22 protein-coding genes and 2 pseudogenes are annotated in these 23,885 nt (G+C 70.9%); 12 read left to right on the top strand and 12 right to left on the bottom strand.

Annotation, left to right across the window (positions count from 1 at the left end; translation table 11 throughout):
- Positions 1-313: 313 nt before the first annotated feature.
- From ACPFP2_RS17895 to ACPFP2_RS17875, 5 genes and pseudogenes are all read left to right on the top strand, one after another.
- Positions 314-457: pseudogene (locus ACPFP2_RS17895) on the top strand (helix-turn-helix domain-containing protein); the annotation flags it as partial.
- A 368-nt stretch (positions 458-825) separates the two neighbouring features.
- Positions 826-1,536, top strand: a complete 711-nt coding sequence (locus ACPFP2_RS17890; RefSeq protein ID WP_424090304.1) for an XRE family transcriptional regulator — start codon at positions 826-828, stop codon at positions 1,534-1,536.
- Positions 1,537-1,557: 21 nt separating this feature from the next.
- Positions 1,558-2,028 carry an NUDIX domain-containing protein gene (locus tag ACPFP2_RS17885; protein ID WP_424090303.1) on the top strand — a complete coding sequence of 157 codons (471 nt, stop codon included), beginning with the start codon at positions 1,558-1,560 and terminating at the stop codon, positions 2,026-2,028.
- Positions 2,029-2,222: 194 nt separating this feature from the next.
- Entirely contained in the window at positions 2,223-3,323 is a 1,101-nt protein-coding gene (locus tag ACPFP2_RS17880) for a DUF262 domain-containing protein (RefSeq protein WP_424090302.1), read from the top strand.
- Positions 3,324-3,362: 39 nt separating this feature from the next.
- On the top strand, positions 3,363-4,016 hold the full coding sequence (locus tag ACPFP2_RS17875; protein WP_424090301.1) for an MAE_28990/MAE_18760 family HEPN-like nuclease: 654 nt from the start codon (positions 3,363-3,365) through the stop codon (positions 4,014-4,016).
- Between the two features lie 76 nt (positions 4,017-4,092).
- On the opposite strand, the gene ACPFP2_RS17870 is transcribed toward ACPFP2_RS17875, so the two are convergent.
- From ACPFP2_RS17870 to ACPFP2_RS17860, 3 genes are all read right to left on the bottom strand, one after another.
- The gene (locus ACPFP2_RS17870) at positions 4,093-5,007 is read right to left on the bottom strand and encodes a hypothetical protein (protein WP_424090300.1); all 915 of its coding nucleotides are present in this window, start codon (positions 5,005-5,007) and stop codon (positions 4,093-4,095) included.
- A 161-nt stretch (positions 5,008-5,168) separates the two neighbouring features.
- Positions 5,169-5,402, bottom strand: coding sequence for a hypothetical protein (locus ACPFP2_RS17865; RefSeq protein WP_424090299.1), 234 nt, complete (start codon positions 5,400-5,402; stop codon positions 5,169-5,171).
- Between the two features lie 983 nt (positions 5,403-6,385).
- Positions 6,386-6,889 carry a DUF4760 domain-containing protein gene (locus ACPFP2_RS17860; protein ID WP_424090298.1) on the bottom strand — a complete coding sequence of 168 codons (504 nt, stop codon included), beginning with the start codon at positions 6,887-6,889 and terminating at the stop codon, positions 6,386-6,388.
- A 130-nt stretch (positions 6,890-7,019) separates the two neighbouring features.
- On the opposite strand from ACPFP2_RS17860, the gene ACPFP2_RS17855 reads away from it, so the two are divergent.
- Together ACPFP2_RS17855 and ACPFP2_RS17850 are read left to right on the top strand one after the other, a co-directional pair.
- Positions 7,020-7,205 (top strand): hypothetical protein, encoded by a 186-nt coding sequence (locus ACPFP2_RS17855; RefSeq protein ID WP_424090297.1) that lies wholly within the window; start codon positions 7,020-7,022, stop codon positions 7,203-7,205.
- A gap of 213 nt (positions 7,206-7,418) precedes the next feature.
- Complete coding sequence (locus tag ACPFP2_RS17850; protein WP_424090296.1) at positions 7,419-10,295, top strand: Hsp70 family protein; 2,877 nt, start codon at positions 7,419-7,421, stop codon at positions 10,293-10,295.
- Positions 10,296-10,558: 263 nt separating this feature from the next.
- On the opposite strand, the gene ACPFP2_RS17845 is transcribed toward ACPFP2_RS17850, so the two are convergent.
- Entirely contained in the window at positions 10,559-11,356 is a 798-nt protein-coding gene (locus ACPFP2_RS17845) for a S1 family peptidase (RefSeq protein WP_424090295.1), read from the bottom strand.
- 313 nt (positions 11,357-11,669) lie between these two features.
- Positions 11,670-12,209 (bottom strand): hypothetical protein, encoded by a 540-nt coding sequence (locus ACPFP2_RS17840; RefSeq protein ID WP_424090294.1) that lies wholly within the window; start codon positions 12,207-12,209, stop codon positions 11,670-11,672.
- Positions 12,210-12,310: 101 nt separating this feature from the next.
- On the opposite strand from ACPFP2_RS17840, the gene ACPFP2_RS17835 reads away from it, so the two are divergent.
- A complete protein-coding gene (locus tag ACPFP2_RS17835; RefSeq protein WP_424090293.1) occupies positions 12,311-13,546 on the top strand; it encodes a GNAT family N-acetyltransferase in 1,236 nt (411 codons plus the stop codon).
- Positions 13,547-13,597: 51 nt separating this feature from the next.
- Positions 13,598-13,930: a hypothetical protein gene (locus ACPFP2_RS17830; protein ID WP_424090292.1), complete on the top strand. Its 333-nt coding sequence runs from the start codon at positions 13,598-13,600 to the stop codon at positions 13,928-13,930.
- A gap of 39 nt (positions 13,931-13,969) precedes the next feature.
- Here the strand turns inward: ACPFP2_RS17830 and ACPFP2_RS17825 are convergent, their stop codons facing one another.
- The 4 genes from ACPFP2_RS17825 to ACPFP2_RS17810 form a co-directional block, all read right to left on the bottom strand.
- On the bottom strand, positions 13,970-14,437 hold the full coding sequence (locus ACPFP2_RS17825) for a ribose-5-phosphate isomerase (RefSeq protein WP_424090291.1): 468 nt from the start codon (positions 14,435-14,437) through the stop codon (positions 13,970-13,972).
- Between the two features lie 71 nt (positions 14,438-14,508).
- Positions 14,509-15,711, bottom strand: coding sequence for a DUF1015 family protein (locus tag ACPFP2_RS17820; protein WP_424090290.1), 1,203 nt, complete (start codon positions 15,709-15,711; stop codon positions 14,509-14,511).
- Positions 15,712-15,782: 71 nt separating this feature from the next.
- A complete protein-coding gene (locus ACPFP2_RS17815) occupies positions 15,783-16,091 on the bottom strand; it encodes a hypothetical protein (protein WP_424090289.1) in 309 nt (102 codons plus the stop codon).
- Between the two features lie 259 nt (positions 16,092-16,350).
- A complete protein-coding gene (locus ACPFP2_RS17810) occupies positions 16,351-16,950 on the bottom strand; it encodes a disulfide bond formation protein DsbA (RefSeq protein WP_424090330.1) in 600 nt (199 codons plus the stop codon).
- 246 nt (positions 16,951-17,196) lie between these two features.
- On the opposite strand from ACPFP2_RS17810, the gene pepN reads away from it, so the two are divergent.
- Both pepN and ACPFP2_RS17800 read left to right on the top strand, forming a co-directional pair.
- Positions 17,197-19,743: an aminopeptidase N gene (gene pepN, locus ACPFP2_RS17805; RefSeq protein WP_424090288.1), complete on the top strand. Its 2,547-nt coding sequence runs from the start codon at positions 17,197-17,199 to the stop codon at positions 19,741-19,743.
- A gap of 81 nt (positions 19,744-19,824) precedes the next feature.
- Positions 19,825-20,387, top strand: a pseudogene (locus tag ACPFP2_RS17800) (Uma2 family endonuclease).
- A 67-nt stretch (positions 20,388-20,454) separates the two neighbouring features.
- On the opposite strand, the gene ACPFP2_RS17795 reads toward ACPFP2_RS17800, so the two are convergent.
- Genes ACPFP2_RS17795 through ACPFP2_RS17785 form a run of 3 tightly spaced genes read right to left on the bottom strand, consistent with a single transcriptional unit; the run spans position 20,455 to position 22,675 of the window.
- On the bottom strand, positions 20,455-20,868 hold the full coding sequence (locus ACPFP2_RS17795) for a DUF5130 family protein (RefSeq protein ID WP_424090287.1): 414 nt from the start codon (positions 20,866-20,868) through the stop codon (positions 20,455-20,457).
- A complete protein-coding gene (locus ACPFP2_RS17790) occupies positions 20,855-21,157 on the bottom strand; it encodes a hypothetical protein (protein ID WP_424090286.1) in 303 nt (100 codons plus the stop codon). The genes ACPFP2_RS17795 and ACPFP2_RS17790 overlap by 14 nt, the downstream gene beginning before the upstream one ends.
- Before the next feature lie 54 nt (positions 21,158-21,211).
- On the bottom strand, positions 21,212-22,675 hold the full coding sequence (locus ACPFP2_RS17785; RefSeq protein ID WP_424090285.1) for an amidase: 1,464 nt from the start codon (positions 22,673-22,675) through the stop codon (positions 21,212-21,214).
- Between the two features lie 285 nt (positions 22,676-22,960).
- Between ACPFP2_RS17785 and ACPFP2_RS17780 the strand changes: the two genes are divergently transcribed.
- Positions 22,961-23,845, top strand: a complete 885-nt coding sequence (locus ACPFP2_RS17780) for a dienelactone hydrolase family protein (RefSeq protein WP_424090329.1) — start codon at positions 22,961-22,963, stop codon at positions 23,843-23,845.
- Positions 23,846-23,885 lie beyond the last annotated feature (40 nt).

The raw sequence follows: 23,885 nt of genomic DNA, 5'->3' as shown, positions 1-23,885 counted from the left end.
TTCACGGGTCGTCGTTCGGTTCGCGGTCCCACGCCAGCACCCACCCCGGGCCAGCCTCAGCAGGTCGCCGAGCGACCGGAACCCGCGCAGTCCAGGCAGGACCGCCGGGCCAGGGAACGAGTCCGCTCCGACCCCCGCCCCATCCCTCGGATGGCGGCACGGGCAACGGTGTACTTCCAGCCCGCGCCCGAGCAGGATTGGCAGTTGCTCGATACGTTCAGCCCCGTCATGCAGACAGGTTGTGGCACAAAGCGCCCAGCAGCCCGGAAAATCCTTCCGGGGTCGCAGCCGCCCGAGGGGAGACAGTGAACCGATGCGCGGGATGACGAACACCCTGACCATCGGCGAACGCGTCGGCTGGTACCGCCGGCGGCGCGGTCTGTCCCAAGAGGTCCTGGCCGGGCTCATCGGCCGTACCGCCGACTGGCTCGGAAAGATCGAGAACAACCGCATCGAGTTGGACCGACTCTCCGTCATCAAGGCCCTCGCCGAAGTCCTGGACGTATCCCTTGGGGACCTGCTCGGCGAACCTTCACTGCTCGACTGGACCGGCGACAGCGGCACCGAAACTGTGCCCGCCTTACGGGCCGCGCTGATGAACTACCGTGCCATTGCCCCGATCGGCGGCGGCACGGACGCTGAGCCGCCGAGCGTGGCGATGCTCAGGAAGCAAGTCGGCGCCCTCTGGGACGCGTACCAGGACTCCCGGTTCGGGTACGTCACCGGCCGCCTGCCCGACCTGCTGCACCGCGCCCAGGCCGCCGCCGATACCACGACGGCGACGACCAGGACGAGGCCCGCCGGCTACTCGGACTGGCCTACCAGTTGGCCGCGACCCAGCTCACCAAGCTCGGGGAGAGCGACCTCGCCTGGATCGCCGCCGACCGCGGCTTGGCCGCCGTCCGACCCACCGGCGACCCTCTCGTCACCGGCTCCCTATTCCGCTCCGTCGGTCACGCCCTGCATGCCACCGGCCGCTACGCCGAGGCCGTACGCCTCACCGAGGACGCCGCCGGCTACCTCGATCCCCACCTCAAGCACGCCACACCAGCGCTGCTCTCCGTCTACGGAACCCTCTTCCTGTCCGGCTCGATGGCCGCCGCCCGGTCCAACGACGCCGCCACCACCCGCACCTTCCTCGACGCCGCCGACCACGCCGCAGGCCAGCTCGGAGCGGATGCCAACCACCTCTGGACCGCGTTCGGCCCCACCAACGTCGCCATCCACCGTGTCGCGACCGCCGCCGAGCTGGGTGACCTCCAGGTCGCCGTCGACCTCGGCCCGCGCGTCGACACCACCGGCCTACCGATGGAACGCCGGGTACGGCACGCCCTCGAAGTCGCCCGCGCCTACAGCTCCTGGAACCGCATCGACGACGCCCAGGCCGTACTGCTCGACGCGGAGAAGATGGCACCCGAGCAGGTCCGACACCACTTCCTCAGCCGACAACTCGCCCTGACCTGGGTACGCCGGCAGCGCGGCAAGCCGCCGGCCGAGCTGGTCGACCTGGCTCGTCGGCTCAAGGTGCTCGACTGAACCGAGCCCATCTAGGCTGCCATGGTGACGGCCAATGAGATGCCACCGATGGCAACCCCACGCGTCGCCGCAGGCGCCCTCTTCTTCGACGACGAAGGCCGAGTGCTCCTCGTACGCCCCAACTACAAAGAGCACTGGGATATACCGGGCGGGTACGTTGAACCGGGCGAGTCGCCCCGTTCAGCATGCATTCGCGAGATCCGCGAGGAACTTAATCTTAACGTCGACATCGGTTCACTATTGGTTGTCGACTGGGCACCCGTTGTAGGCGAGGGTGACAAGATCCTCTTTATTTTCGACGCTGGGGTCCTGAGCGACGAAGATCAACACCTAATCGCCTTTGTCGACGGTGAAATCGAAGAATGGCGCTTCGCCGCCAGCGATGAAATTCACGGATTCTTACCCAACCGACTTGCCCGCCGGATCCGGGTGGCCATCGCAGCACGACAGTGCGGACGTACCGCCTACGCAGAACATGGCTCGGAGAGCTAAGCATCTGAAGCAGTTAGGAAACAAGGTCCGCAGGGAATCCAGGCGGACTATACCAAATCATCGATGATCCAACCAGATTCGGCCCTTTCGTCCACCTAGTTCCTCCGGAACGGCACCTGACGCTCGCTAGATCGACTCAGGAAGTAGTAAGCTGCAAGGCCCGGCAGGACGGCCTTCGAGGAGCGTGTTCCAAGGTGACCCTAGAGCAACAGATAGCTGCCAGAGCAAAAGAAATCCACACCGATGGATACCCCATGTCAATCGGTGAGGTGTTATCCCTGTACCGCGATGGCGATATCGACATCCATCCCGAGTTCCAACGGATCTTCCGGTGGGATGACAACCAAAAATCTCGCCTCGTCGAGTCAATTTTGCTAGGCATTCCAATTCCTGCCATCTTCGTTTCACAGCGCGACGATGGAATCTGGGATGTGATCGACGGCGTCCAGAGACTCTCTACCATCTTTGAGTTTGTAGGCGTCTACCGTGATCACAACAACCAGTTATTGCCGCCCACCACTCTCCGCGAGACGGAATACCTGCCCGACCTCGCTGGTTACAGGTGGGAGGTTTCGGGGCCAGCCGGGAGAGTATTCACAGACGCAATGCGTCGGGACTTCAAACGGGCGAAGCTAGACTTCCGCATCATCCGAAAAGAGTCAGACGAGAACGCCAAGTACGACATGTTCCAGCGACTCAACTCAGGCACGGAACTATCACCTCAGGAGGCACGAAACTGCCTCTTGGTTATGTTGAACCCCCGGATGTTCGACGAGCTCGCAAGCCTGGCGGAATCCTCCGACTTCCAAAACGCAGTCCCACTCTCCGATCAGAAGAAAGTTGAAGCCTACCGCCAAGAGCTAGTTCTTCGATTCTTCTGCCAAGCGGATTTTGGCAGCGGCGACACGGAGATGCGCGAAGAATATGGCGACTACCTGACCCGCTGGATGAGAAGCGCTGCAAAGGACTACGGAACAAGGGAATCGAAGATCGCCCCCGAGTTGTTCCGGCGCACCTTCCGCGTGCTGAACCTTGCACTAGGAGAGGACGCTTTCCGTAGATTCGACGGAGATCGGCACCTCGGGCCGTTTTCGATCGCCTCCTTTGAATTCGTGACGTCTGGAGTCGCTGCACACATAGACAAATGGGAGCAGTCACCGCCCGCTGAACTTAGGGCTCGGGTGGAACAGGTATGGACGGCGCGAGAGTTCCGAGATAACTCCGGAACGGGAGTAAGTCCGCGCCGTCGAGTGCCACGCCTTGTGAATCGCTCACGCGAATTCTTTGGCCGCTAGTTAGGGCACTATTCTATGGCACCCCGGACTGTGGACGACGTGCAAGACACGCTGGACGCGTCGTTTGGTTGGCGTCGAATAGAGATGAAGACTCTTGTAGACGCCATGGAGTCGGCCAGCAAGAAATCTCGCGAGTCCCCCCTTGCCCGCGCACTTGCAAGGAGTTGCGTCGCAATCATCTATGCCCATTGGGAAGGCTTCGTCAAGGAGTCCTGCCAGTGTTACGTCGATTACGTCGCCAAGAGACGGCTCAGATTTCAAGACTTGAACGATGGGCTATTGAAGACCGCCTTGATGGCCTTGATGAGGCGTTCCAACACTGGCGATGATGCAGGAGCAGAAGCGCTGCTTGATGTCGTCCGTCGCCCGCAGGAGGCAAGAGCTCACCTCCCCAAGAACTCTATGGTCGACACCAAGTCGAACCTTCGTTACGTCACTCTTTGCGAAATCCTCGGTTCAGCAGGACTCCCCCTAGCTTATTTTGAAACTAAATCTAAGCTAATAGACAGGTCATTGTGCGACTCGCGCAACTCCATCGCCCATGGGCGCGAAATGTTCCCTACTGCCGACGAGATCGTCTCCTTGCATTCCGAAGTTGTCGAGATGATGGATCATCTTCGCGCATTGATTCTTGACGCCTCGCGAGACCAGTCCTATCGGTCGAGCCTGATACCTCAGCAGAGGGGATCGTGAGCGGCATGCGCTTAACAAGACTCGCGTCCCCTCGTCCCGGGCCAACCGTTTATCCAGCAGACGGAATGCCCACCCTTCAACCAAGCAACGTGTAAGCGCTCACATACACATCGCCGGTGCGGGCTGCGTGCTGACGCTTCCGCCGTAGCAATTCAGGCAAGGTTATCCGGTTGTCAACAACAGCACTTAAGTCACCGCCATCCATAAGAATAACCACCGCGCGGTTGCGCGAATGGATTTCAATGGTGCTACTCTGGAATCCATTCATGGACAAGAACAGACCAAGAGTATTGTCGAGCTTCCTGCTCACCTTCATTGAAAATGAATCAACATCAGCTGGCGGGGTGCGCTCGTTCTTCCACTTCGCTTCAAGGAGAAACTCACCTTCGAAGGTGAACGCCCCGTCTATCTGCTCACCGGCTATTCGGAACGGAGCTTTCGCGTCAATGTCAAAGACGGCGAATAAGCCATTGAGGAATTTTTCAAGGGCGTAGCCCCGCGCTTGCAACGGCATCCTAACAATCGTTTGGAAGTCCGCTTTAAGTTCGCCTAACTTGTCAGTAATCGCTCGTTGCATGTCAGCCCGCGCTCGTTCGGCCTCACGGCGCCGGCTCGCCTCTTCCTCTTCCGTCCTGAGGCGCCGGTATGGCTCGACCACCCCTCTAAGTGTCTTGACGGCTGCAACTGCCTCAGCATACTTTCGCTCACCGTCTTCGACGCGCTTGAGGTGCCCGGGGTCGGTGAGGTCGGCAGTCGCAAGAATCAGATTAAGCAAGTCGTCGAAGTGACGGTGCTGGTCGGCCGCAAGGCTGTCGACCAGTTGGCTGACCACGACGCGCTTGTAGTCAGTCCAATCAAGATGAGCAACTAGTTCGCGCCGCCCGAGGCACGAGGTCAGAAACGCTCGCAGGTCGGGCTTGAACCAGAAGGCCAGGGTAAGCGCCTCCTTGAGCGGAGGAAAAACGGCAGGGTTAATACGTTTGGAGGTCATTGCTCCCCACTCTTTCCTACTGCCGATTTCTTCTCTTTAGGATCAAGGCGCCGCGTGAGCGCGGCGCCGGTCCATCCGCCCTCGGCCTGCTGGCGGCCTTCGGCCGGCATCGGCCGGCGCGGACGGACCAGAAGCTACGCGTTCTGCCATGGCCCGCGCGTTCAGCGAAGTTCCTCCACAAGGCGGCGCAGCGCCTCCACCGCCTTCCACTCGGCCGTCGGCTCCACCAGATCCGTCAGTACCAACCCGTTCGGATAGTCGGCGGCGATCAGATAACGCCCGCCCTCGTTCACCACCCGAAGTCCGTACGCCTGCCGTAGGTTCACCCAGTCGTTTTCGCTCTCACGGCCAGTCTTGCGAACCGGCGCCCATCCGCCCGAAGACAGCTTCTCCATCCCGTCACGGCCTCTCGTGCTCGCTGTCACCCGCTGGCACTTCAATGCCACGCCAGTGCAGGTGGTTGACGACCATGCCCTGCTTCTGGACGAGCCACTACACCCCGATCGCCGCCCACGCCACCAAGCCCGACAAGGGCGCCGCCTACAGGGCGTCGTTGAACGCCGGCCACAAGACGGCAAGGGTCACACACGGTGGCGGGCAGCCAGCCGAGACCGGCCGACAGGGTTTCGGCGCGTTCACGGCGGGCCATCGGCGATGTCTCCTCACGGTGGGATGCGCGTCACAGGACCACCATAGGTGGTCGATGCCGTCGTGCAGAGCCGCGACTCGGACGACGTGGGCCACCGGGGATCGCTAGTCCACGGGCATCCGGGCAGACGGTGACAGGCAGGCCGTGACGATCGCCGGGTGGTCGGCCGCGCCGAGGGGCGGGGCGATCGCTGCCGCGCCGCTTCGCGGCTTGCCACCGTGTGTCTGGGTCTAGGCGGGCGAAAAGCCGGCGGCACGGCAGGCCGCCCCCGGCCCAAGAGGCCCGAAGCGTTAAGCCGCACACCGCCGGACAGCGGCGCATACCGCGCGGCCGTGCCAACCACGTGCCAGTAAGCCGTGTCCCAAGGGGTCCTCAGCGGTCATGATCGGGCACGACGGAAGCCCCGTTGAACAGGCAGCCCGGACAGATCACAACAGCCGAGAACGATCTTCCAAACTGACGGTGCGGGTTCGATTCCCGTCGCCCGCTCCACCAACTACGGCCCAGGCCAACGGCGCTCCAGCCGAGCCTGGGCCGTAGTCGTTCCCGCGTTATTCGACCTTGCGTGCCAATGGCGTGCCGGTAGCGCCGCCGCTCGCCGATCGAATCGTGTCGGTACTGTGCGGGAGATTTCGACCACCGGAGGTGCAGATGGCAGTCGACCTGGGCTCACTTCTGGTAGGACAGCTGGAGTTCTACCGGGACGTGCGTGACCGGGCAACCGGGTAGCTAGCCCAGTCTCCATAGCGCACGAGATCCTCGTGCCTTGCTCGGCGGAACCTCCTGCACCAAGAACCTCAGGTTCTCGAAGTATTCCTGCCATCGTCGAGGGTCCGGATCGTCTGCCCGCTTCAACCTCTCCGCCTCAATGAGTGGGCTGATCTTCTCCCAGACCGCCACAACAGAGCCGCCGAGATATCCCGCCACAATCTCTACATCGACGACTTCATGCAAGACCAGGGCCCCGAGATTGTCGTAGTACCACGCCAGGTCACGAACCATCTCGCGCTCTTCTTCGGGCAACCCGGCGAATCCCTGGCTCAGGTCGCACTTGTCCAAGCCCGAATGCACGAAGCGCCGAGCGTCGGCCAGCCGGTCGCTGCGATGCTCCCGAAACAGGTCGATCAAGACAGGTAAAGAGTTGTTGTGCCGGGCAAGTGTCAGTTGGCGTCGCGTCATCAGAACTGACACAGCAAGCGCCAGGACCGAAAAGACCAGGGCAGCAACTTCCACTGAATCCTCCGTTACGGACAGTTGATCCGATTGTCGGAGTTCAAGTCAAGACGTGCCCGAATCGGCTGCGGAGGGAAGCACCTCGCCGACGTTCGACTGCCGGGTGGCGGTGGGCTGCTTGAATCACGGCATGACGCATCGTGCCGTGCGCCTCGCCGTCGGCGGCGGACTTGTCGCCGTCGGAGCGGCGACGACCGTTGTCGGCGTCTTCGGCGCACCGTTCGCGTACTTCGTCGGGCCCCCGCTGATCGTGGTCGGTGGCCTGATGATCGGCGTGGCGATCCGGCAGGGCGCCTCGCGCGGCCCGAACCACTGACCGGACGCCGGGACGCATCGACGGTGACGCCCTGGTCGATGCCCGCGCAGCCCCCGACGCTGCGCCGGCAGCGCGAGCCGCGGGTGCGGCCCGCCGCCATCCGTACCGGTGCGATCACCGTCCGGCGTCGGTGAACCCGGCGGGCCCGGACGGCGGGCGCGGGCTGCGTACGATGCGCTGCGGCATCCCTCGTCGGCGTGGAGGTATCGACCGGTGGCAGGCCAGCAGGACGGGTTCGCCCTCGGCGTCGACCTCGGCACGTCCAACACGGTGGCGGTGCTGCGCCGGCCGGACGGCCGGACCCGGCCGCTGCTGGTGGACGGGCACCCGATCCTCCCCTCCGGGGTGTACGCCGACGTCGACGGCCGGCTGCACGTCGGCCGGGACGCGCAGCGGCTGGCGCAGGCCGACCCGGCCGGCTACGAGCCGAACCCGAAGCGCCGGGTGGACGACGAGACCGTCGAGTTGGGCGGCCGGGCGTACCCCCCGGCGGAGCTGCTGGCCGCGACGCTGCACGTGGTGGCCGAGTCGGCGGTGGCGGCGACCGGTTTCCTGCCCCCGGCGGTGGTCACCTACCCGGCGGCCTGGTCGGCGCCGCGCCGGCAGGTGCTGCACGAGGCGCTGGCGCTGGCCGGCTGGCCCACGGCAGCCGAGCACACCCTGTCCGGGCCGATCGCGCCCGGCACCCGTCTGCTGCGCGAGCCGGTGGCCGCCGCCCGCTACTACACCCAGGTGCTGCGCCGGCCGGTGCCGGTCGGCGGGGCGGTCGCGGTGTTCGACTTCGGCGGCGGGACCCTCGACGTCGCGGTGGTGCGCAACGAGGGCGCCGACCCGTGGGGCGACTCCGGCTTCACCGTGATCGCCGACGGCGGGGTGCCCGACCTCGGTGGGCTGGACCTGGACGCCGCCCTGGTGCAGCGGCTCGGCGAGTTGGTCGCCCCCGCGCATCCCGAGCGGTGGGCACGGCTGACCGACCCGGCAACCACCACCGACCGGCGGGACCGGCAGCAGCTCTGGGACAACGTCCGCGGGGCGAAGGAGATGCTCTCCCGGGCCGAGGTCGCGCCGGTGGCCGTACCGGGGGTGGAGGCGGCGGTCCGGCTGACCCGGGACGACCTGGAACGCCTCGCCACTCCCCTGCTGGCCCGGGCCGTCGCCGCGACCCGGGACGTGGTCGCCTCGGCGGGGCTGACTCCCGGGCAACTCGCCGGGCTCTTCCTGGTCGGCGGATCGTCCCGGGTGCCGCTGGTGGCCCGGATGCTGCACGCCGAGCTGGGCGTCGCGCCGACCGTGCTGGAACAGCCCGAACTGCCGGTCGCCGAAGGGGCGCTGACCGACCTGCCGCTGCCCCGGCAGGCCACCCGCCCGGCCGGCGCGATCCCGCCGCCGCCCGTGGTGCCGCCGCCAGCGGGCCCGCACGGCACCCGACCCGAACCCGCCGCCGGCCCGCACGGCACCCGGCCCGAACCGGCTCCCGCCGCCGGACCGTACGGCACCCTGGCCGCCGTACCCGGCGACATCCTCGCCGCCGCGCCCGCTGGGCACACCCCGCCGGTGACGCCCGCCGGGGCCGCACCGGGGTACGCCGCACCGCCCGCCGGCGACGTGCCCGGCTGGCACCCGCCCGCCCCCGCCCCGGCACCGCCTGCCTCACCCGGGCACGGCGCGCCGGGCGTACTCGGTCAGGGTGGCCCCGGGCGGCCGGGCGTACCCGGGTCGGGGTCGCCGGTCTCCCCCGCGTCCGGCCCGGCCGGGCGCGGCCGGCGACGTCTGTGGATCGCGGCCGGCGCGGGTCTCGCGCTGGCCGGCGTGGTGGCCGCGACGGTGCTCTGGGTGATCCGGGACCGCTACCCGGCGCTGGAGTTCCGCACCCTGAGCGAGGTGGCCCGGCCGACGGCGGGGGCGGAGCGGCCGACGGCGATGTTCACCGCCGTCCTGGACGACCGCGCCTACCTCGCCCACCAGCGCGACGACGACCGGCTGGAGGTGGTGTCGGTCGACGCCGGCACCGGCCGGGAGCGCTGGCGCGTGCCCACCCGCACCGGCGCGGACCGGTGGGACGGCATCCGGGCCCTGCCGGGTGCGGTCGCGCTGCTCGCCGAAGCCAGCGGCGACAGCACCCCGCGCGACCTGGTGGTGCTCGACGCCGGCTCCGGCGAGGAGCGCTGGCGGCACAGCGTCCGGGGCGACGACGAACTGTTCCTCGGCCGGGACACGGTGGTGTGGCTGGACCGGACCGGCGACCGGCTGGTCGGGCTGCGGCTGAGCGACGGCACGCAGCGGTGGCACCAGGACAACCCGCGTACCGACTACGGCGCCCGTACCCGGGTCGTGCCGGTCGGCACCGAGGAGGCGCTGGGTGGTCCCGCCCATTTCGGCGGCTCGCCCCGGGCGCCCTGGCTCGGTGACGCCGACCGGCTCGTGCAGGTGGGCGCGGACCGCTCGGTCCGGGTGATCGACATGGACAGCGGGAAGGTGCTGCGCCGCCGGCCGAACGTCGCCGACGTCGACGACCCGGTGGCGGCCCGCGACGACCGGCTGTACGTCACCGAGGACACCCGGCTGCTCTCGTACGACCTCGGCAGCCTCGGCGAGCCGTCGGTGCTCTACACCGCGCCGGACGACCGGCGCCGGGTGAAGACGCTGGTCGTCTGCGGCGAGCACCGGGCCTGCCTGCTGGAGTCGCCGGCCGGCGAGGCGGAGCGGACCGAGGTGGTGGTGGCCACCGAGGGCGAGGGCAGCCGGCGCTGGGCCGCCCCGAAGGCCACGGCGCTCGTCCCGCTCGGCGAGCACCTGCTGGCCGAGCGGGACTACCCGAGCAGCTTCACCCTGTTCGACGCCGACGGGAAGGCGGTGCTGCGGGACCGGGACGGCGTGGCGGGCCGGGTGGACGCCGGGAATCTGCTGGTCTTCGCCGACCCGCCGAGCAGCGCCGAGGACGACCGCAGCCTCGCCGGGGTGTCGGCCGCCGGCGCGCTGACCGAACTGGGAGAGCTCAAGGACGTCCGCAGCGAGTCCTGCTCGTGGAACGCCGAGGTGATCGCCTGCGGCGCGGGGAAGGACTTCGTGCTGTACCGGTTCGTGGACTGAGCCAGGTTGTGCGGGGCGGCCGGCGGCACGTCATCCCGCGCGCCGAGGTCGCGGAAGACCGCCGGCGGCGGCCCGGGTGGCCTCCCCGAAGGCGGACGCGGAGGGGCACGACGCCCGGTCCTGACCGGCTCGGCCGACACACGCGCAGCGGACCGGTGCGCCGGTGACGGGAGTGACCGTCGGTGGCGCACCGGTCCGTGTTCGCCGCGCCCCGGCCGGCGGGCGGCCCGGCGGGACGGGCTCGACCGGCCGGGGCGGGCGGCTCAGCCGCCGAGGCTGGCGGCGGCCGAGGCGATCTGCGGGGCGAAGGTGCTCACCTGGGTGTAGACGCCCGGGTAGTTGGGGCGGGCGCAGCCGTTGCCCCAGCTGACGATGCCGACCTGGATCCACGCGTTGTTGGCGTCCCGGCGGAACATCGGGCCACCGGAGTCACCCTGGCAGGTGTCGACCCCGCCGCCGGCGTAGCCGGCGCAGATCTCCTCGGCCGGGATGAGGTCGCCGCCGTAGGAGGCGGCGCAGCTCGCGTCGCTGACGAAGGGCACGTTGGCCTTGAGCAGGTACCGCTGCTGCGGGCCGCCCTCGCGGGCCGCACCCCAGCCGGCGACGGTGAAGGTGCCGCTGTCGTACGCGGTGGTGGTGGCGATGCGCAGGGTGGGCAGGCTGGTGACCGGGGTGGCGAGCCGGATGAGCGCCCAGTCCTTGCCGCTGCCGTTGTAGCCGGGGGCCCGGTAGACGTAGTTGGACCGGACCTGGATCCGGCTGCTCGACTGCAGGTCGACCACGCCGAGGGTCGCGGTGATGCTGGTGTTCGTCCCGGTACGGCCCACGCAGTGGGCGGCGGTGAGCACCAGGCGGGGGCTGTAGAGGGCCCCGCCGCACCCCATCGAGAGCCGGACCATGAACGGGAACTCGCCCTGCGCGGCCCGGGTGCCGCCGACGACGTACGGGGTGACGTCGCTGGTGGGCGCGGCGGTGGCCGGGGCGGCCAGCACCAGGGATCCGGCGGTCACCGCCACCATCGCGGCGGCCATCCGGCCGATGAGTCTGCGCCAACGGTTCACTGGGCCTCCAACCTTCGGCGGCGCACCCCGTGGGAGCACCGGTTCGTTGGCGGGAGCCTAGAACCAGACATAGATGAACTTCAACATACTGTTGTGATCATACGACTGTCGCCCGGGACGGCGGGTCGACCGGCCCGGGCACGGATGAACCTGCTCCGGCGGGGTAAGACAGCCGCCGCCCTGGAGGAGAACGACCGGCGTCGCGGCAGACCCGCGACCGGACGCGCGGGCGGGCCCGGCGCAAGCCGACCCGCCCGCCCGTACCGCCGTCGAGAGCGCCGCGGCCGGTGAGAAAGTGCACCGGCCGGAGCGGTCAGCCGCCGGTGATGAAGTTCCAGAAGCGGACGACCCACGCGGTCTGCTGGAGGTAGGCGACCCCGACACCGACCAGGAAGACCGCCGTCACCAGGTGCGCGCCGCGTGCGCTGCGCCGGATCCGCCCGAGCTGCCGCTCCCAGATCACCTGGCCGAGCAGCCGGGCGAGGAAGAACAGACCGACCGCGACGAGCAGGCTCAACACGAAGGTCAGCAGGGGCGCGCCCAGGTTGCCCCGGCCGGAGATGGCCCAGATCCCCCAGCACACGAACGCGAAGAGCGCCCCGGCGACGCTCCACTCCCGGCCCCGACGCCACTGGGCGACGTACCAGCTCATCGGCCGGCGGTGCGTCTCGGACCCGGACCAGGCGTGCTCGTCGTGACCCACCACCGGGAACGGCTCGGTGCGGGGCGTGCGGCGCTGCCCGACCGAGGCGACGCCCCGGCGGAACGCGTCCCGCTGCGGCGGCACCCCGACACCGGGCTGCGGCGGCACCTCGACGGTCCGCTCGGCCCACGGCTGTGTCTGGTCTGCCATCTCGTCGTCCTCCCCCTGACCGGGTTACCGGCCTCCGCCTACGAGGGTAGCCAGCCGGCAAAGGGGTCGCCGCCCCCACGATGATCGGATAGACACATGTAGTGACCCAGCCGACACCGGAGGTCCGCGTCGCGACGGCGGCGGACTTCGACGACGTCGCCGAACTGCTCGGCGACGCTTTCCACGATCCCTACAACGCCGAGTCCCGCGAGGTGGCACGGGGCGTCTTCGAGCCGGACCGGTCGCTGCTGGCCCGGGACGGCGGGAACCTGATGGCCCACGCCGCCGCCTTCACCCGGGCGCTGACCGTGCCCGGCGCGACCGTGCCGGCCGCGCACGTGACGATGGTGGCGGTGGCGACCACGCACCGCCGCCGGGGCCTGCTCCGCACGCTGATGCACCGGCAGCTGCGGGAGATCCACGACGCCGGCCGGGAGCCGGTCGCCGTGCTCTGGGCCAGCGAGGGGCGCATCTATCCCCGGTTCGGCTACGGCCTGGCCGCGCAACGCCTCAGCCTGGACTGCCCGGCCACCACCGAGCTGCGGCTGCCGGAGCCGACGTCCGCCCCGGGCACGCTGCGCCTGGCCGCGCCGGCGGCCGTGCAGCCCGAGCTGGCCCGGCTGTACGACCGGCTGCGCGTCGACCGCCCCGGCTGGTCGGACCGGGACGAACGCTGGTGGCGGTACGTGCTCAACGACCCGCCCGGCGAGCGGGGCGGCGCGACGGCACGCCGGGCGCTGCTGCACGACGGGCCGGACGGGCTGGACGGGTACGCGCTGTGGCGCAGCAGGCAGGAGTGGCAGCGGACCGGACCGACCGGGCTGGTCCAGGTCGACGAGGTGGTGGCCGCCGGCCCGGACGCGTACCTGGCGCTCTGGCGGACGCTGCTCTCGGTCGACCTGACTCGGCGGCTCACCTACTTCCGCGCCGCCGTGGACGATCCGCTGCTGCGCCTGGTCGACGAGCCGCGCCAGCTCGGGCCACAGCTGCTGGACGCGCTCTGGGTACGGGTGGTCGACGTCCCCGCCGCGCTGGCCGCCCGCCGGTACGCCACCGCGGTGGACCTGGTGGTCGAGGTGACCGACACCCTGCTGCCGGAGAACACCGGCCGCTGGCGGCTCACCGGCGGCCCGCAGGGGGCGACCTGTGCCCGTACCGACGACCCGGCGGAGCTGGCCTGCGACGTGCGCTGCCTCGGCGAGCTCTACCTCGGCGGGGCCGGGCTGACCGCGCTGGCCGCCGCGGGCCGGGTGCGGGAGCTGCGCCCCGGCACGCTCGCCGCCGCCGGTCCGGCCTTCGGCTGGCACCGCGCCCCCGCGCCGATGGACATCTTCTGAGCCGGGCCCGACCCCGGTGCCCGCCGGCCTCCGGGGCGGTACGGTCGGCTGATGGCGGATGTGGAGCGCCGGCGACGCCGGCTGCGGCACCAGCCCGAGGGCGTGACCGGGGAGAGCGACGGCCCGACCGCGACCACGGCCGAGGTGCACGACCAGACGCCCGCCCCTCGGGCCCGCCGGGGCCCGACGGGCGGCGACGAGGGTGAGCGGGGGCTGCGGGGCCTGGTCGGCTCCGGGGCGTCGCAGGTGGGCGTCCGCGCGGCGATGCGGGCCCGGGACGCCGCCCGGCCGGGCGAGGGGGACCTGGCCGAGGCCGAGGCCCGACTGGTGATCATCCGGCGGAACTGGGTGCCCCGGGAGGATCTGCCCCGCTCGGGTCGGTGACCCGACCGGCCCTGGGCGGGACCGGCCGGGTCGGCGGGCTCACGGCAGTTCGGGAAGCTCGCGGGTGCGCTCGTACGCGGCGACCTGCTCGATCCGGCGGGAATGCCGCTCGTTGCCGGAGAACGGCGTGGTGAGGAACGCCTCGACGATGGCGGTCGCCTCGTCCAGGGTGTGCTGACGGGCGCCGACGGCCACCACGTTGGCGTCGTTGTGCTCCCGGCCGAGCTGGGCGGTGTCGATGTTCCAGGCCAGCGCGGCGCGGACGCCGGCGACCTTGTTGGCGGCGATCTGCTCGCCGTTGCCGGAGCCGCCGATGACCACCCCGAGACTGCCCGGGTCGTCGACCACCCGTCGGCCGGTGTGCAGGCAGAACGCCGGGTAGTCGTCGTCCGGGTCGAAGGCGTGCGGGCCGACGTCGACCACCTCGTACCCCTGCTTGGCCAGATGGTTGGCCAGGTGCACCTTCAACTCGAAACCGGCGTGGTCGGATCCCAGGTAGACGCGCATACCGCGCAGTCTGTCAGGCCGCTTCCCGGCACGCCGAGCGGGCGGCGTGCCGGGGCGGATTCGTCACACGCTCAGCGGGGCAGCTCGGCGACGACCAGGCCGCCGCGCGCCTTCGGGGTGAACCAGGTGCTCTTGCGCGGCATCTTCTCCCGGGCCAGGTTCACCGCGACGAAGTCGTCCACGGTCACCGGGGCGATGAGGATCGCCAACTCGGCCCGGCCGGCGTCGACCTCACCGGTGAGCCAGCCCGCCGGGTAGTCGCCGCCGACGTAGGTGATCCGCTTGTCGCCGGGGTCGAGGCCGAGCGCCTCGCGCAGCAGCAGCCGCTCGACCAGCGCGTGGTCGAGGTTCTCCAGCCGGCCGGCGCCGCCGTCGTGCGGCAGCCGGACCGCGTACCCCTGGCCGGCGAGGCGGAGGTGGACGGTGCCACCGGCGGCCGGGACCTCGACCGGGTCGTCGATCGCGGTGATCTCCGCGCCGGCGGCGCGGAGCCGGTCGAGCAGCTCGTCCGGGGTGGTGGTCAGCTCGCTGACCAGCCGGTTGTAGGGCTGGATGGCGACCGACGCCGGGGTGGTGACCACGGCGAGGAAGCGCGGCAGGCCACCGGTCTGCGCGGCCAGGCTGCGGTGGTTGCCGTCCGCGACCACCAGCTCGCCACCGCCGGCCAGCGCGGTCAGCGCGTCCTGCTCCGGGCCGGGGCCGAGCAGCCAGATGGCGTGCGTGCGCCCGGCCTGGTCGGTGTCGGTCGCGGCCGGCGCGCCGGCCGACTCGGTCGCCGCCGCGAGGGCGGCGTGCAGCTCGTCGCCCCGCCCGGTCTGGAGCAGCAGTACGGGCGAGAGCAGGTGCCCGAGCGCCTCGGCGAGCGCCACCCGCTCCCGGACCTTCGCGATGAAGACGTCCTCGTTGCGGATGACCAGGCCCGGCTCGTCGGCGCTGGTGGAGATCTGGTCGGTGTCGACCATCGCGAAGAGGCCGTACGCCGGCTCCTCCCCCGGCGCGCTGATCCGGTAGAGGACCACGGCCTGCTCGGCCGGGGTGTAGCTGCCGTCGGCCTTCGCCTCGGCGAGCCGGGCCACCGCGTCGGGAAGCGCGTCGAGGAAGGACTTCCCGAGGCTCTCCGGCGCCCGGTGGGGCATCTCGATGCCGAGGGCACTGTGCGGGTTCGCCTCGATGATCGCGGTGATCTCCGCGTCGTCGGCGAACTCGTCGTAGTTCTGCGCGCCGGTGCCGCCAGTGGTGATCCAGGCCCGGGCGATCGGATGCACGACCGTCATGGGAGATGACGCTACCGGCGTCGGCCGCTGGTGCGACGCGGACCCCACGCCCGGTCCACCAGATGAACCGGTCACCCGTGCTCGGCCTGTTCCCTGGCCCGCCGGTGCCGCCCGGCGAGGCCGGACGCCGGCCGACGGGCCGGGCCGACGGGGTGCCCCGGCCGGGCCGGGCCGGTGGCGGGCGGGGTGGCGCGGGAGGTGATCGGGACCCGGGCGACGCCGACCACGATCGGCGGAGCGAGCAGGTCGACCATGTCGTCGGGCAGGTGCGGCCGGACCGTGGGCCAGCGGCAGTCGTCGACCGACCAGTACGCGGCGTCGCCGACCACCTCCTCCCCGGTCGGCAGGTCGTCGGTGGGCGGGCGGCGGTGCTTGGCCATCGGGTGTGCGCCTCCGGGTCGGCCGGGTGCGGCCGCGGCGGGCCGCTGCGGGGGACACCGGGTCAAACGACCCCGCCACCGGTCGGGTGACGTGCGTGCCGTGCCCCGGTCAGCACAGCCGGGGCGGAAGCCGGACGGCGGCGTGCCGACGCCCGGCCGGGTCGGGAACGGGGTCACCCGGCCGGATCGGCGGCAGGACGGCGACCTCGCCCGGCCGGAGAGTCACGCCCGACCGGGCGACCCCATTCCCTCGCCACGGTCAGTCGAAGATCGGGCCGAGTTCGCGGGAGCGCTTCAGCTCGTAGAAGCCGGGGGTGCCGGCGACCAGCAGCACCCCGTCCCAGAGCCGGCCGGCGGCCTCCCCCTTCGGTGCCGGGGTGACCACCGGGCCGAAGAAGGCCACCGTGCCGCCGTCCGGACCGGGGGCGTGCACGACCGGGGTGCCGACGTCGGTGCCGACCGGCCGCATGCCCGCCTCGTGGCTGGCCCGCAGCGCCTCGTCGTACTCGCCCGACTCGGCGGCGTCGGCGAACGAGGCGTCCAGCCCGACGTCGGTGAGCGCCCCGACGATCATCTCCCGGCCGAGCGGCTCCTTGCCGAGGTGGATCCGGGTGCCCATGGCGGTGTAGAGCTTCGCCAGCGGCGCACCGCCGTGCGCCTGCTCCACGGCGATGCAGACCCGCACCGGCCCCCAGCCCTGGCGCATCAGGTCGACGTACTCCTCGGGCAGGTCCCGGCCCTCGTTGAGCACCGACAGGCTCATCACGTGGAAGCGGATCTCCACGTCCCGGACCTGCTCCACCTCCAGCAGCCAACGGGAGGTGATCCAGGCCCACGGGCACAGCGGGTCGAACCACATGTCGACAGTGGCACGCTCGGTCACAGTGAGGTCCCTTCACGACGGGAGCGCCGACGGCACCGGCGCCCGTAGTTCCCGATCCTCACCCCGACAACCATCGACCGTTCAACGAATGAGAGCGTGACCTCGACCACCGAGGGGCGTCGGTGCATGGAAGACTCGGCTCGGGCCGGCCACCACGAGCGGCCGGCGGGCTGGCGCAGCCGCGAGGCGGCGAGAGTGGGATGGAGACGAACAGTGCCGGGAGTGCGAAACCTGACCCAGGTCGAGGCCACCGAGCGGGCCCGCCTGCTCGACGTGACCGGGTACGACATCAGCCTGGACCTGTCGACCGCGGTGCAGGCCGAGGGCCGCACCTTCCGGTCGGTGACCGAGGTCCGGTTCCGTTGCACCGAGCCGGGCGCCGGCACGTTCATCGAGGCCGCCGCCGAGTCGGTGCGGTCGGCGACGTTGAACGGCGCGCCCGTCGACCTCTCCGGCTGGTCGGCCGAGAAGGGGCTGACCCTGACCGGGCTGGCCGCCGAGAACACCCTCGTCGTGGACGCGGACTTCGCGTACTCCAACAGTGGGCAGGGCCTGCACCGCACGGTGGACCCGGTCGACGGGGAGACGTACCTCTACAGCCAGTTCGAGACGGCCGACGCGCAGAAGGTCTTCGCCTGCTTCGACCAGCCCGACCTGAAGAGCGTCTACACCTGGCACGCCACCGTCCCGGAGCACTGGCGGGTGGTGTCCAACATGCCGGTGCAGCGCGAGGAGCCGGCCGGCGAGGCGCTCAAGACGGTGCACTTCACCTCCTCCGCGCGGATGAGCACCTACATCACCGCGCTCTGCGCCGGGCCGTACCACGAGGTGCGCGACAGTCACGACGGCATCGACCTGGGTGTCTTCTGCCGGGCCTCGATGGCGCCGCACCTGGACGCCGACGACCTGTTCCTCATCACCAAGCAGGGCTTCGACTTCTTCCACGAGCAGTTCGGGGTGCGCTACCCGCTGCCCAAGTACGACCAGCTCTGGGTGCCGGACTTCAACGCCGGCGCGATGGAGAACTTCGGCTGCGTCACCCATGCCGAGTCGCACTACCTGTTCCGCTCGCAGGTCACCGACTTCGAGTACGAGCAGCGGGCCAACACGATCCTGCACGAGCTGGCGCACATGTGGTTCGGTGACCTGGTCACCATGCGCTGGTGGAACGACCTGTGGCTCAACGAGTCGTTCGCCGAGTGGGCCAGCCACTGGTGCAACACCCACGCCACCCGCTTCTCCGAGGCGTGGACGACGTTCCTGTCCATCCGCAAGAACTGGGGCTACCGGCAGGACCAGCTCTCCTCCACCCACCCGGTCTACTGCGAGATGCCGGACCTGGAGGCGGTCGAGGTCAACTTCGACGGCATCACGTACGCCAAGGGCGCCAGCGTGCTCAAGCAGCTCGTGGCGTACGTGGGCGAGGAGCCGTTCCTGGCCGGCCTGCGCGCGTACTTCGGCAAGCACGCCTGGGGCAACGCCACCTTCGACGACCTGCTCACCGAGCTGGAGACCGCCTCCGGCCGCGAGCTGCGCAAGTTCGCCGCGCAGTGGCTGGAGACCGCGCAGGTCAACACGCTGCGCCCCGAGGTGACGATCGGTGCGGACGGCGCGTACGAGCGGGTGCTGGTGCGCCAGGAGGCGCCGGCCGGGCACCCGACGCTGCGTACCCACCGGATCGGGGTGGGCCTCTACGACCTGACCGACGGGCGGCTGGTCCGCCGGGAGCGGGTCGAGGTGGACGTGACCGGCGACCGGACCGAACTCTCCGTCCTGCACGGCAAGCCGGCCGCGGACGTGTTGCTGCTCAACGACGACGACCTGACGTACACGAAGCTGCGGCTCGACGAGCGGTCGATGTCGACGGTGGTGCAGCACATCGGCGGCTTCGAGTCGTCGCTGGCCCGGGCGCTGTGCTGGACGGCCGCCTGGGACATGGTCCGGGACGCGGAACTCTCCGCCCGCGACTACGTCGCGCTGGTGCTGGCCGGTCTGCCCGCCGAGACCGACATCAACCTGGTCACCGCCACCCTGCGGCAGGCGAGCACCACCCTCACCTACTACGCCGACCCGGCGTGGGCGCCCACCGGCTGGGCGCAGCTCTCCCGCACCGCGCGGGCGACGCTGGCGGCCGCCGAGCCGGGCAGCGGCTTCCAGCTCGCCTGGGCGCGCGCGTACGCCTCGGCGGCCCGCTCGGCGGAGGACCTGGCGACGCTGCGCGGCTGGCTGAACGGCAACGACGTGCCGGCCGGGCTGACCATCGACACCGAGCTGCGCTGGACGGTCCTCGAGGCGCTGGTGGCCAACGGGGCGGCCGGCGCGTCCGAGATCGAGGCCGAACTGGCCGGCGACCGGACGGCCAGCGGCGAGCGGGAGGCCGCGTACGCGCACGCGCTGGTGCCGACCCCGGAGAACAAGGCGACGGTGTGGGCGCAGCTGACCGGGCCGGAGGCGCTGCCGAACTGGCGTAACCGGGCGCTGTTGCAGGGCTTCACCCACGCGGCGCAGGTGGAGCTGACCGCGCCGTACCGGGAGCGGTACTTCGCCACGGTGGCGCAGGTCTGGGCGCAGCGCGACAGCGAGCCGGCGCAGGAGTTCGTGCAGCTCGCCTACCCCGCCTACCTGGTCGAGGAGGAGACGGTGGCGGCCACCGACGCCTGGCTGGCGCAGGAGGGGCACCCGGCGTCGCTGCGCCGGCTGGTCGCCGAGGGCCGCGACGGCGTGGTCCGCGCGCTGCGGGCCCGCGCCCGCGACGCGCAGAGCGCCTGACGGCAGTACCCGGCCGGGGCCGGCGTGGGCGGGAGCCCAGGCCGGCCCCGGCCGTTATCGTGGGCTGAGGAGGTGGACGTGATGGCACAACCGACCTACGAGTGGCGCCCACCCGAGCGACCGTGGCAGGAGCAGGACCTGTCCGGTCTTCCGGAGGACGGTAACCGCTACGAGATCATCGACGGGAGCCTGCACGTGACCCCACCCGCCGGGCCGGAACACCACGAACTCGCGGACGACATCCGGATGACGTTGCGACAGGCTGTCCCGGACGGCCGGCGGGTGATCCGTGAAATCGGGGTACGGGTGCCGGGGGCAACCTGATCCCGGACGTCACCGTACTCAAGCCCGGCGCCCCTCGGAACCAGATGTGGGCGGAGTCGACGAACGTGTCCTTGGTCGTCGAAGTGGAGTCGCCGAACAGCCGGCGGCACGACCGGTTGACCAAGCCCCCGCTCTGCGCCGAGGCCGGCATCCCGCACTACTGGCGAGTCGAGCGCGGCGACTTCGGCCCCGTGGTCTACCGCTACGAGTTGGTCAAGGACGTCCACTACAACCTCGTCGGCACGATCGGGCCGGACGATCCGGTGCAGATCGACGAGCCGTGGCCGATGCGGCTCGATCCGAGCGCCTGGCCCCGCTGACCGGGACACGAGGAAGCCCGGCCCGCGAGTTCCGCGGGCCGGGCTTCGTCGTACGAGGTGTGCGGGCTCAGCCCTTGCCGGCGTGGCTGGCGAGCTGGTCGAGGCCCTGGATGATGCCGCCGGCCAGGTCGCCGCCGCCGAACGCCGCCACCATGGACAGCGCGGCGAGCTTGGCGTACGTGTCGGGGATGCGCTTGCGGGCGTGCCGGCCGGTGACGATCTCCAGCTGACGCTGGTTGGGCGACACGGCCACCAGCACGGACTTGTCCGGCTCGGCGAGCTGGCGGTGCAGCCGCTCGGCGTGCTCGCGGATCGGCTCGTCGAGGCCGCCCACGTAGACCGAGAAGACCAGGCCGGTACCGTGGTCGGCCAGACGCAGCGCCTCGTCGATGCGGAGCAGCTGACGGGTCGAGAACGGCCCGTCCAGCACCTCGGGCGGGGTACCCGTCCCGGCCTCGGCCCGCTTCTCACCAACGGTCACTTGCGCCTCCGGTTCCACCGGCCGGCGCCTCGACGCCGGCCTTCTCGAGCTTGTGGCTGGTCAGCGCCGGCGCCTGCGCGCCCGCGGCCAGCGCGGTGCCGGCCGAGTCGGCCAACTGCTCCGGACGGCCGAGGAACCAGACCGGCGTGAAGTCGAAGCGGCGGCCCGGCCGGTAGCGCTTGGCGCCACCGCCGCCGCCGCGGTTGCCGGCGAAGACCAGCCCGGCGATCACCAGCACCACCGCTGCGGGGATGCCGGCGAAGATCAGCGCAGTCTCAGTGACAGACAATCCCAACGCCCCCAGGCGGAAAGAGAAACCAGAGCATCCGGTTCGGAAGGACGATCATGGTGTCGACCCCCCGACTCCGCTGCCATTCACGTTAGCGGAGTCGACGCCCCGCCAGATTGCGGGGTGCCGATCCCATCCGTCACTGCAGTGTTCCAGTTGCGCGGCGGTGGCGATCAGCCGGGCGTCGTCGCCGTAGCGACCGGTCAACAGCACCCCGACCGGCAGATCCGTCGCGGTCCGCCCGATCGGCAGCGAGACGGACGGCTCGCCCGTGACGTTGAAGACGGCGCAGAACGGCGAGAACCGCCGCTGCCGGTCGAAATCGGCGGCCGGGTCGCCGTCGGCGGTGAACCAGCCGAGCGGGGCCTGCGGCGCGGCCAGGGTGGGGCAGAGCAGCAGGTCGCAGCCGGTCCCGCGGCGGGCGCCGAGGCGTACCTGGGCCTGGATCTCACCGAGGGTGGCCATCAGCGCGCCGGCGCCGACCGCCGCGCCCCGGGAGCGCAGGTGGCGGGTCAACGGCAGCAGCAGGGCCTCCCGCTCGGGCGGCACCGGGGCGAGCGCCAGCACGTACCAGAGGGTCTCGAAGAGCGGCCAGACCGCCGGGCCGAGCGGCGGGGGCACCTCGACCACCTCGTGGCCGGCGGCGGTGAGCAGGTCGGCGGCCCGGTCGACGGCGGCCCGGCAGTCGGGGTGGACCGGCTCGTCGGCGAGCATCGGCGCGGTGAACCGTCCGATCCGCAGCCGCCCGGGCGTGGCCCGGCGGGCGGCGGCGAGGTAGCCGCCCGGCGGCCGGGGCGGCGGCAGGTACGGCTCGCCGGGCACCGGCTCCGCCATGACGTCCAGCAGCGCGGCGACGTCGGCGACCGTACGCCCGATCGGGCCGTTGGTGGGCAGGCCGAACGCGCCGAAGCCGACCGGCCCGCCGGAGACCAGGCCGCGGCTGGGCTTGTAGCCGACCAGGCCGCAGAGGGAGGCGGGGATGCGCAGCGATCCGCCGCCGTCGGAGCCCTGGGCGACCGGGACCAGCCCGCTGGCCACCGCGGCGGCCGCGCCGCCGCTGGACCCACCGGCGGTGCAGGCCAGGTCCCACGGGTTACGGGCGGGCGGCGCGACCAGCCCCTCGGAGTAGAGCGAGCAGCCCAGCTCGGAGGTGGTGGTCTTGCCGAGGCTGACCAGCCCGGCGGCGGCCATCAGCCGGACCACGTCGGCGTCCAGCGGCGGGACGAAGTCGGTGAAGGCGGCCGAGCCGAACGTGGTGCGCACCCCGGCGGTGAGGGTCAGGTCCTTGACCGCGGTCGGTACGCCGTGCAGCGGCCCGCGCCGCGCGGGCGGCGCCGCGTCGGCGGCACGGGCGTCGGCGAGCGCCCGCTCGGACGTGACGGTGACGAACGCGCCGACGGTGTCGCCGAGCGCGGCCACCCTGGCCAGGTGGTGCGTGACCAGTTCCACGCTGGAGAGCTCGCCCCGCGCCACGGCGGCCGCCTGCTCCAGCGCGGTCAGGTCGTGCGGCTCGGCCATCCCGTCATCCTGCCGTCTCGACGTGCGGTTGGCCGTACGACACGACCGGCGGCGGCACGTCGCGCCGGCGGCTCACCCCATATCTCCCTGACATGACCCGGCCGGGATTGCCGGTCGCCGGGCGCGGGCGCGGACGATGACCAGACCGATCAACGTCGATCGATATCGATCCGGTGGTCCCCACGGCGGACCACCCGCCACCCACTGCCGCAGGGAGCAACCGACGTGCAACCCGTCCCCGCCTTCCACACCCCCGAGGTCCGGCCCCGGCCGGAACGCCGACGGATCCGCCACGCCCTCCGGCCGCTGCTGGCCCTCGCCCTGGTCGGCGTCGGGCTCACCGCCGCACCGGCCGCCGGCACCGCCGCACCCGACGTCACCCCGGCCGCGCTCAACCCGTACCAGCGCGGCCCGAACCCCACCGTGGCCAGCATCGAGGCGACCCGTGGCCCGTTCGCCACCGCCCAGACCACGATCGCCGCCTCCAGCGTCAGCGGCTTCCGCGGCGGCACCGTCTACTACCCCACCAGCACCGCCGAGGGGACCTTCGGCGCGGTGGCGATCTCACCCGGCTTCACCGCGACGCAGTCGAGCGTCGCCTGGCTCGGCCCCCGGCTGGCCTCGCAGGGCTTCGTCGTCATCACCATCGACACCCTGTCCCGCTACGACCAGCCGGCCAGCCGGGGCACCCAACTGCTGGCCGCCCTGGACCACCTCACCACCGCCAGCTCCGTCCGCACCCGCATCGACCGCAACCGGCTCGCCGTGATGGGTCACTCGATGGGCGGCGGGGGCAGCCTGTCCGCGGCGAACACCCGGCCGACCCTGCAGGCGGCGATCCCGCTGACCGGCTGGCACACCGTGAAGAACTGGTCGTCGGTACGGGTCCCGACGCTGGTCGTCGGAGCCGAGAACGACTCGGTGGCCCCGGTCTCCTCGCACTCGGAGCCCTTCTACACCAGCCTGCCCGCCACCCTCGACAAGGCGTACCTGGAGTTGAACGCGGCCAGCCACTCCGCGCCCACGTCGGCGAACGTGACGGTGGCGAAGTACAGCATCTCCTGGCTCAAGCGGTTCGTCGACGACGACACCCGCTACGAGCAGTTCCTCTGCCCCGCGCCCCGGGGCACGGCGATCCAGGAGTACCGGGACACCTGCCCGCACTCCTGAGCACCCGAGCCGGACCCGTCAGCCGGGTGACGGGTCCGGC

This window comes from Micromonospora citrea (genome assembly GCF_049629545.1).
Lineage (GTDB): Bacteria > Actinomycetota > Actinomycetes > Mycobacteriales > Micromonosporaceae > Micromonospora > Micromonospora citrea_A.
Note: the sequence above shows the minus strand (reverse complement) of the source record. Positions and strands in the feature narration are given on the sequence as shown.

What these genes read in the sequence shown, in the direction of transcription:
- ACPFP2_RS17885 (WP_424090303.1), top strand. Translation starts at nt 1,558, where the DNA reads ATGGTGACGGCCAATGAGATGCCACCGATGGCAACCCCACGCGTCGCC.
- ACPFP2_RS17870 (WP_424090300.1), bottom strand. Translation starts at nt 5,007, where the DNA reads ATGACCTCCAAACGTATTAACCCTGCCGTTTTTCCTCCGCTCAAGGAG.
- ACPFP2_RS17865 (WP_424090299.1), bottom strand. Translation starts at nt 5,402, where the DNA reads ATGGAGAAGCTGTCTTCGGGCGGATGGGCGCCGGTTCGCAAGACTGGC.
- ACPFP2_RS17855 (WP_424090297.1), top strand. Translation starts at nt 7,020, where the DNA reads ATGACGCATCGTGCCGTGCGCCTCGCCGTCGGCGGCGGACTTGTCGCC.
- ACPFP2_RS17840 (WP_424090294.1), bottom strand. Translation starts at nt 12,209, where the DNA reads ATGGCAGACCAGACACAGCCGTGGGCCGAGCGGACCGTCGAGGTGCCG.
- ACPFP2_RS17830 (WP_424090292.1), top strand. Translation starts at nt 13,598, where the DNA reads ATGGCGGATGTGGAGCGCCGGCGACGCCGGCTGCGGCACCAGCCCGAG.
- ACPFP2_RS17825 (WP_424090291.1), bottom strand. Translation starts at nt 14,437, where the DNA reads ATGCGCGTCTACCTGGGATCCGACCACGCCGGTTTCGAGTTGAAGGTG.
- ACPFP2_RS17820 (WP_424090290.1), bottom strand. Translation starts at nt 15,711, where the DNA reads ATGACGGTCGTGCATCCGATCGCCCGGGCCTGGATCACCACTGGCGGC.
- ACPFP2_RS17815 (WP_424090289.1), bottom strand. Translation starts at nt 16,091, where the DNA reads ATGGCCAAGCACCGCCGCCCGCCCACCGACGACCTGCCGACCGGGGAG.
- ACPFP2_RS17810 (WP_424090330.1), bottom strand. Translation starts at nt 16,950, where the DNA reads ATGTGGTTCGACCCGCTGTGCCCGTGGGCCTGGATCACCTCCCGTTGG.
- ACPFP2_RS17785 (WP_424090285.1), bottom strand. Translation starts at nt 22,675, where the DNA reads ATGGCCGAGCCGCACGACCTGACCGCGCTGGAGCAGGCGGCCGCCGTG.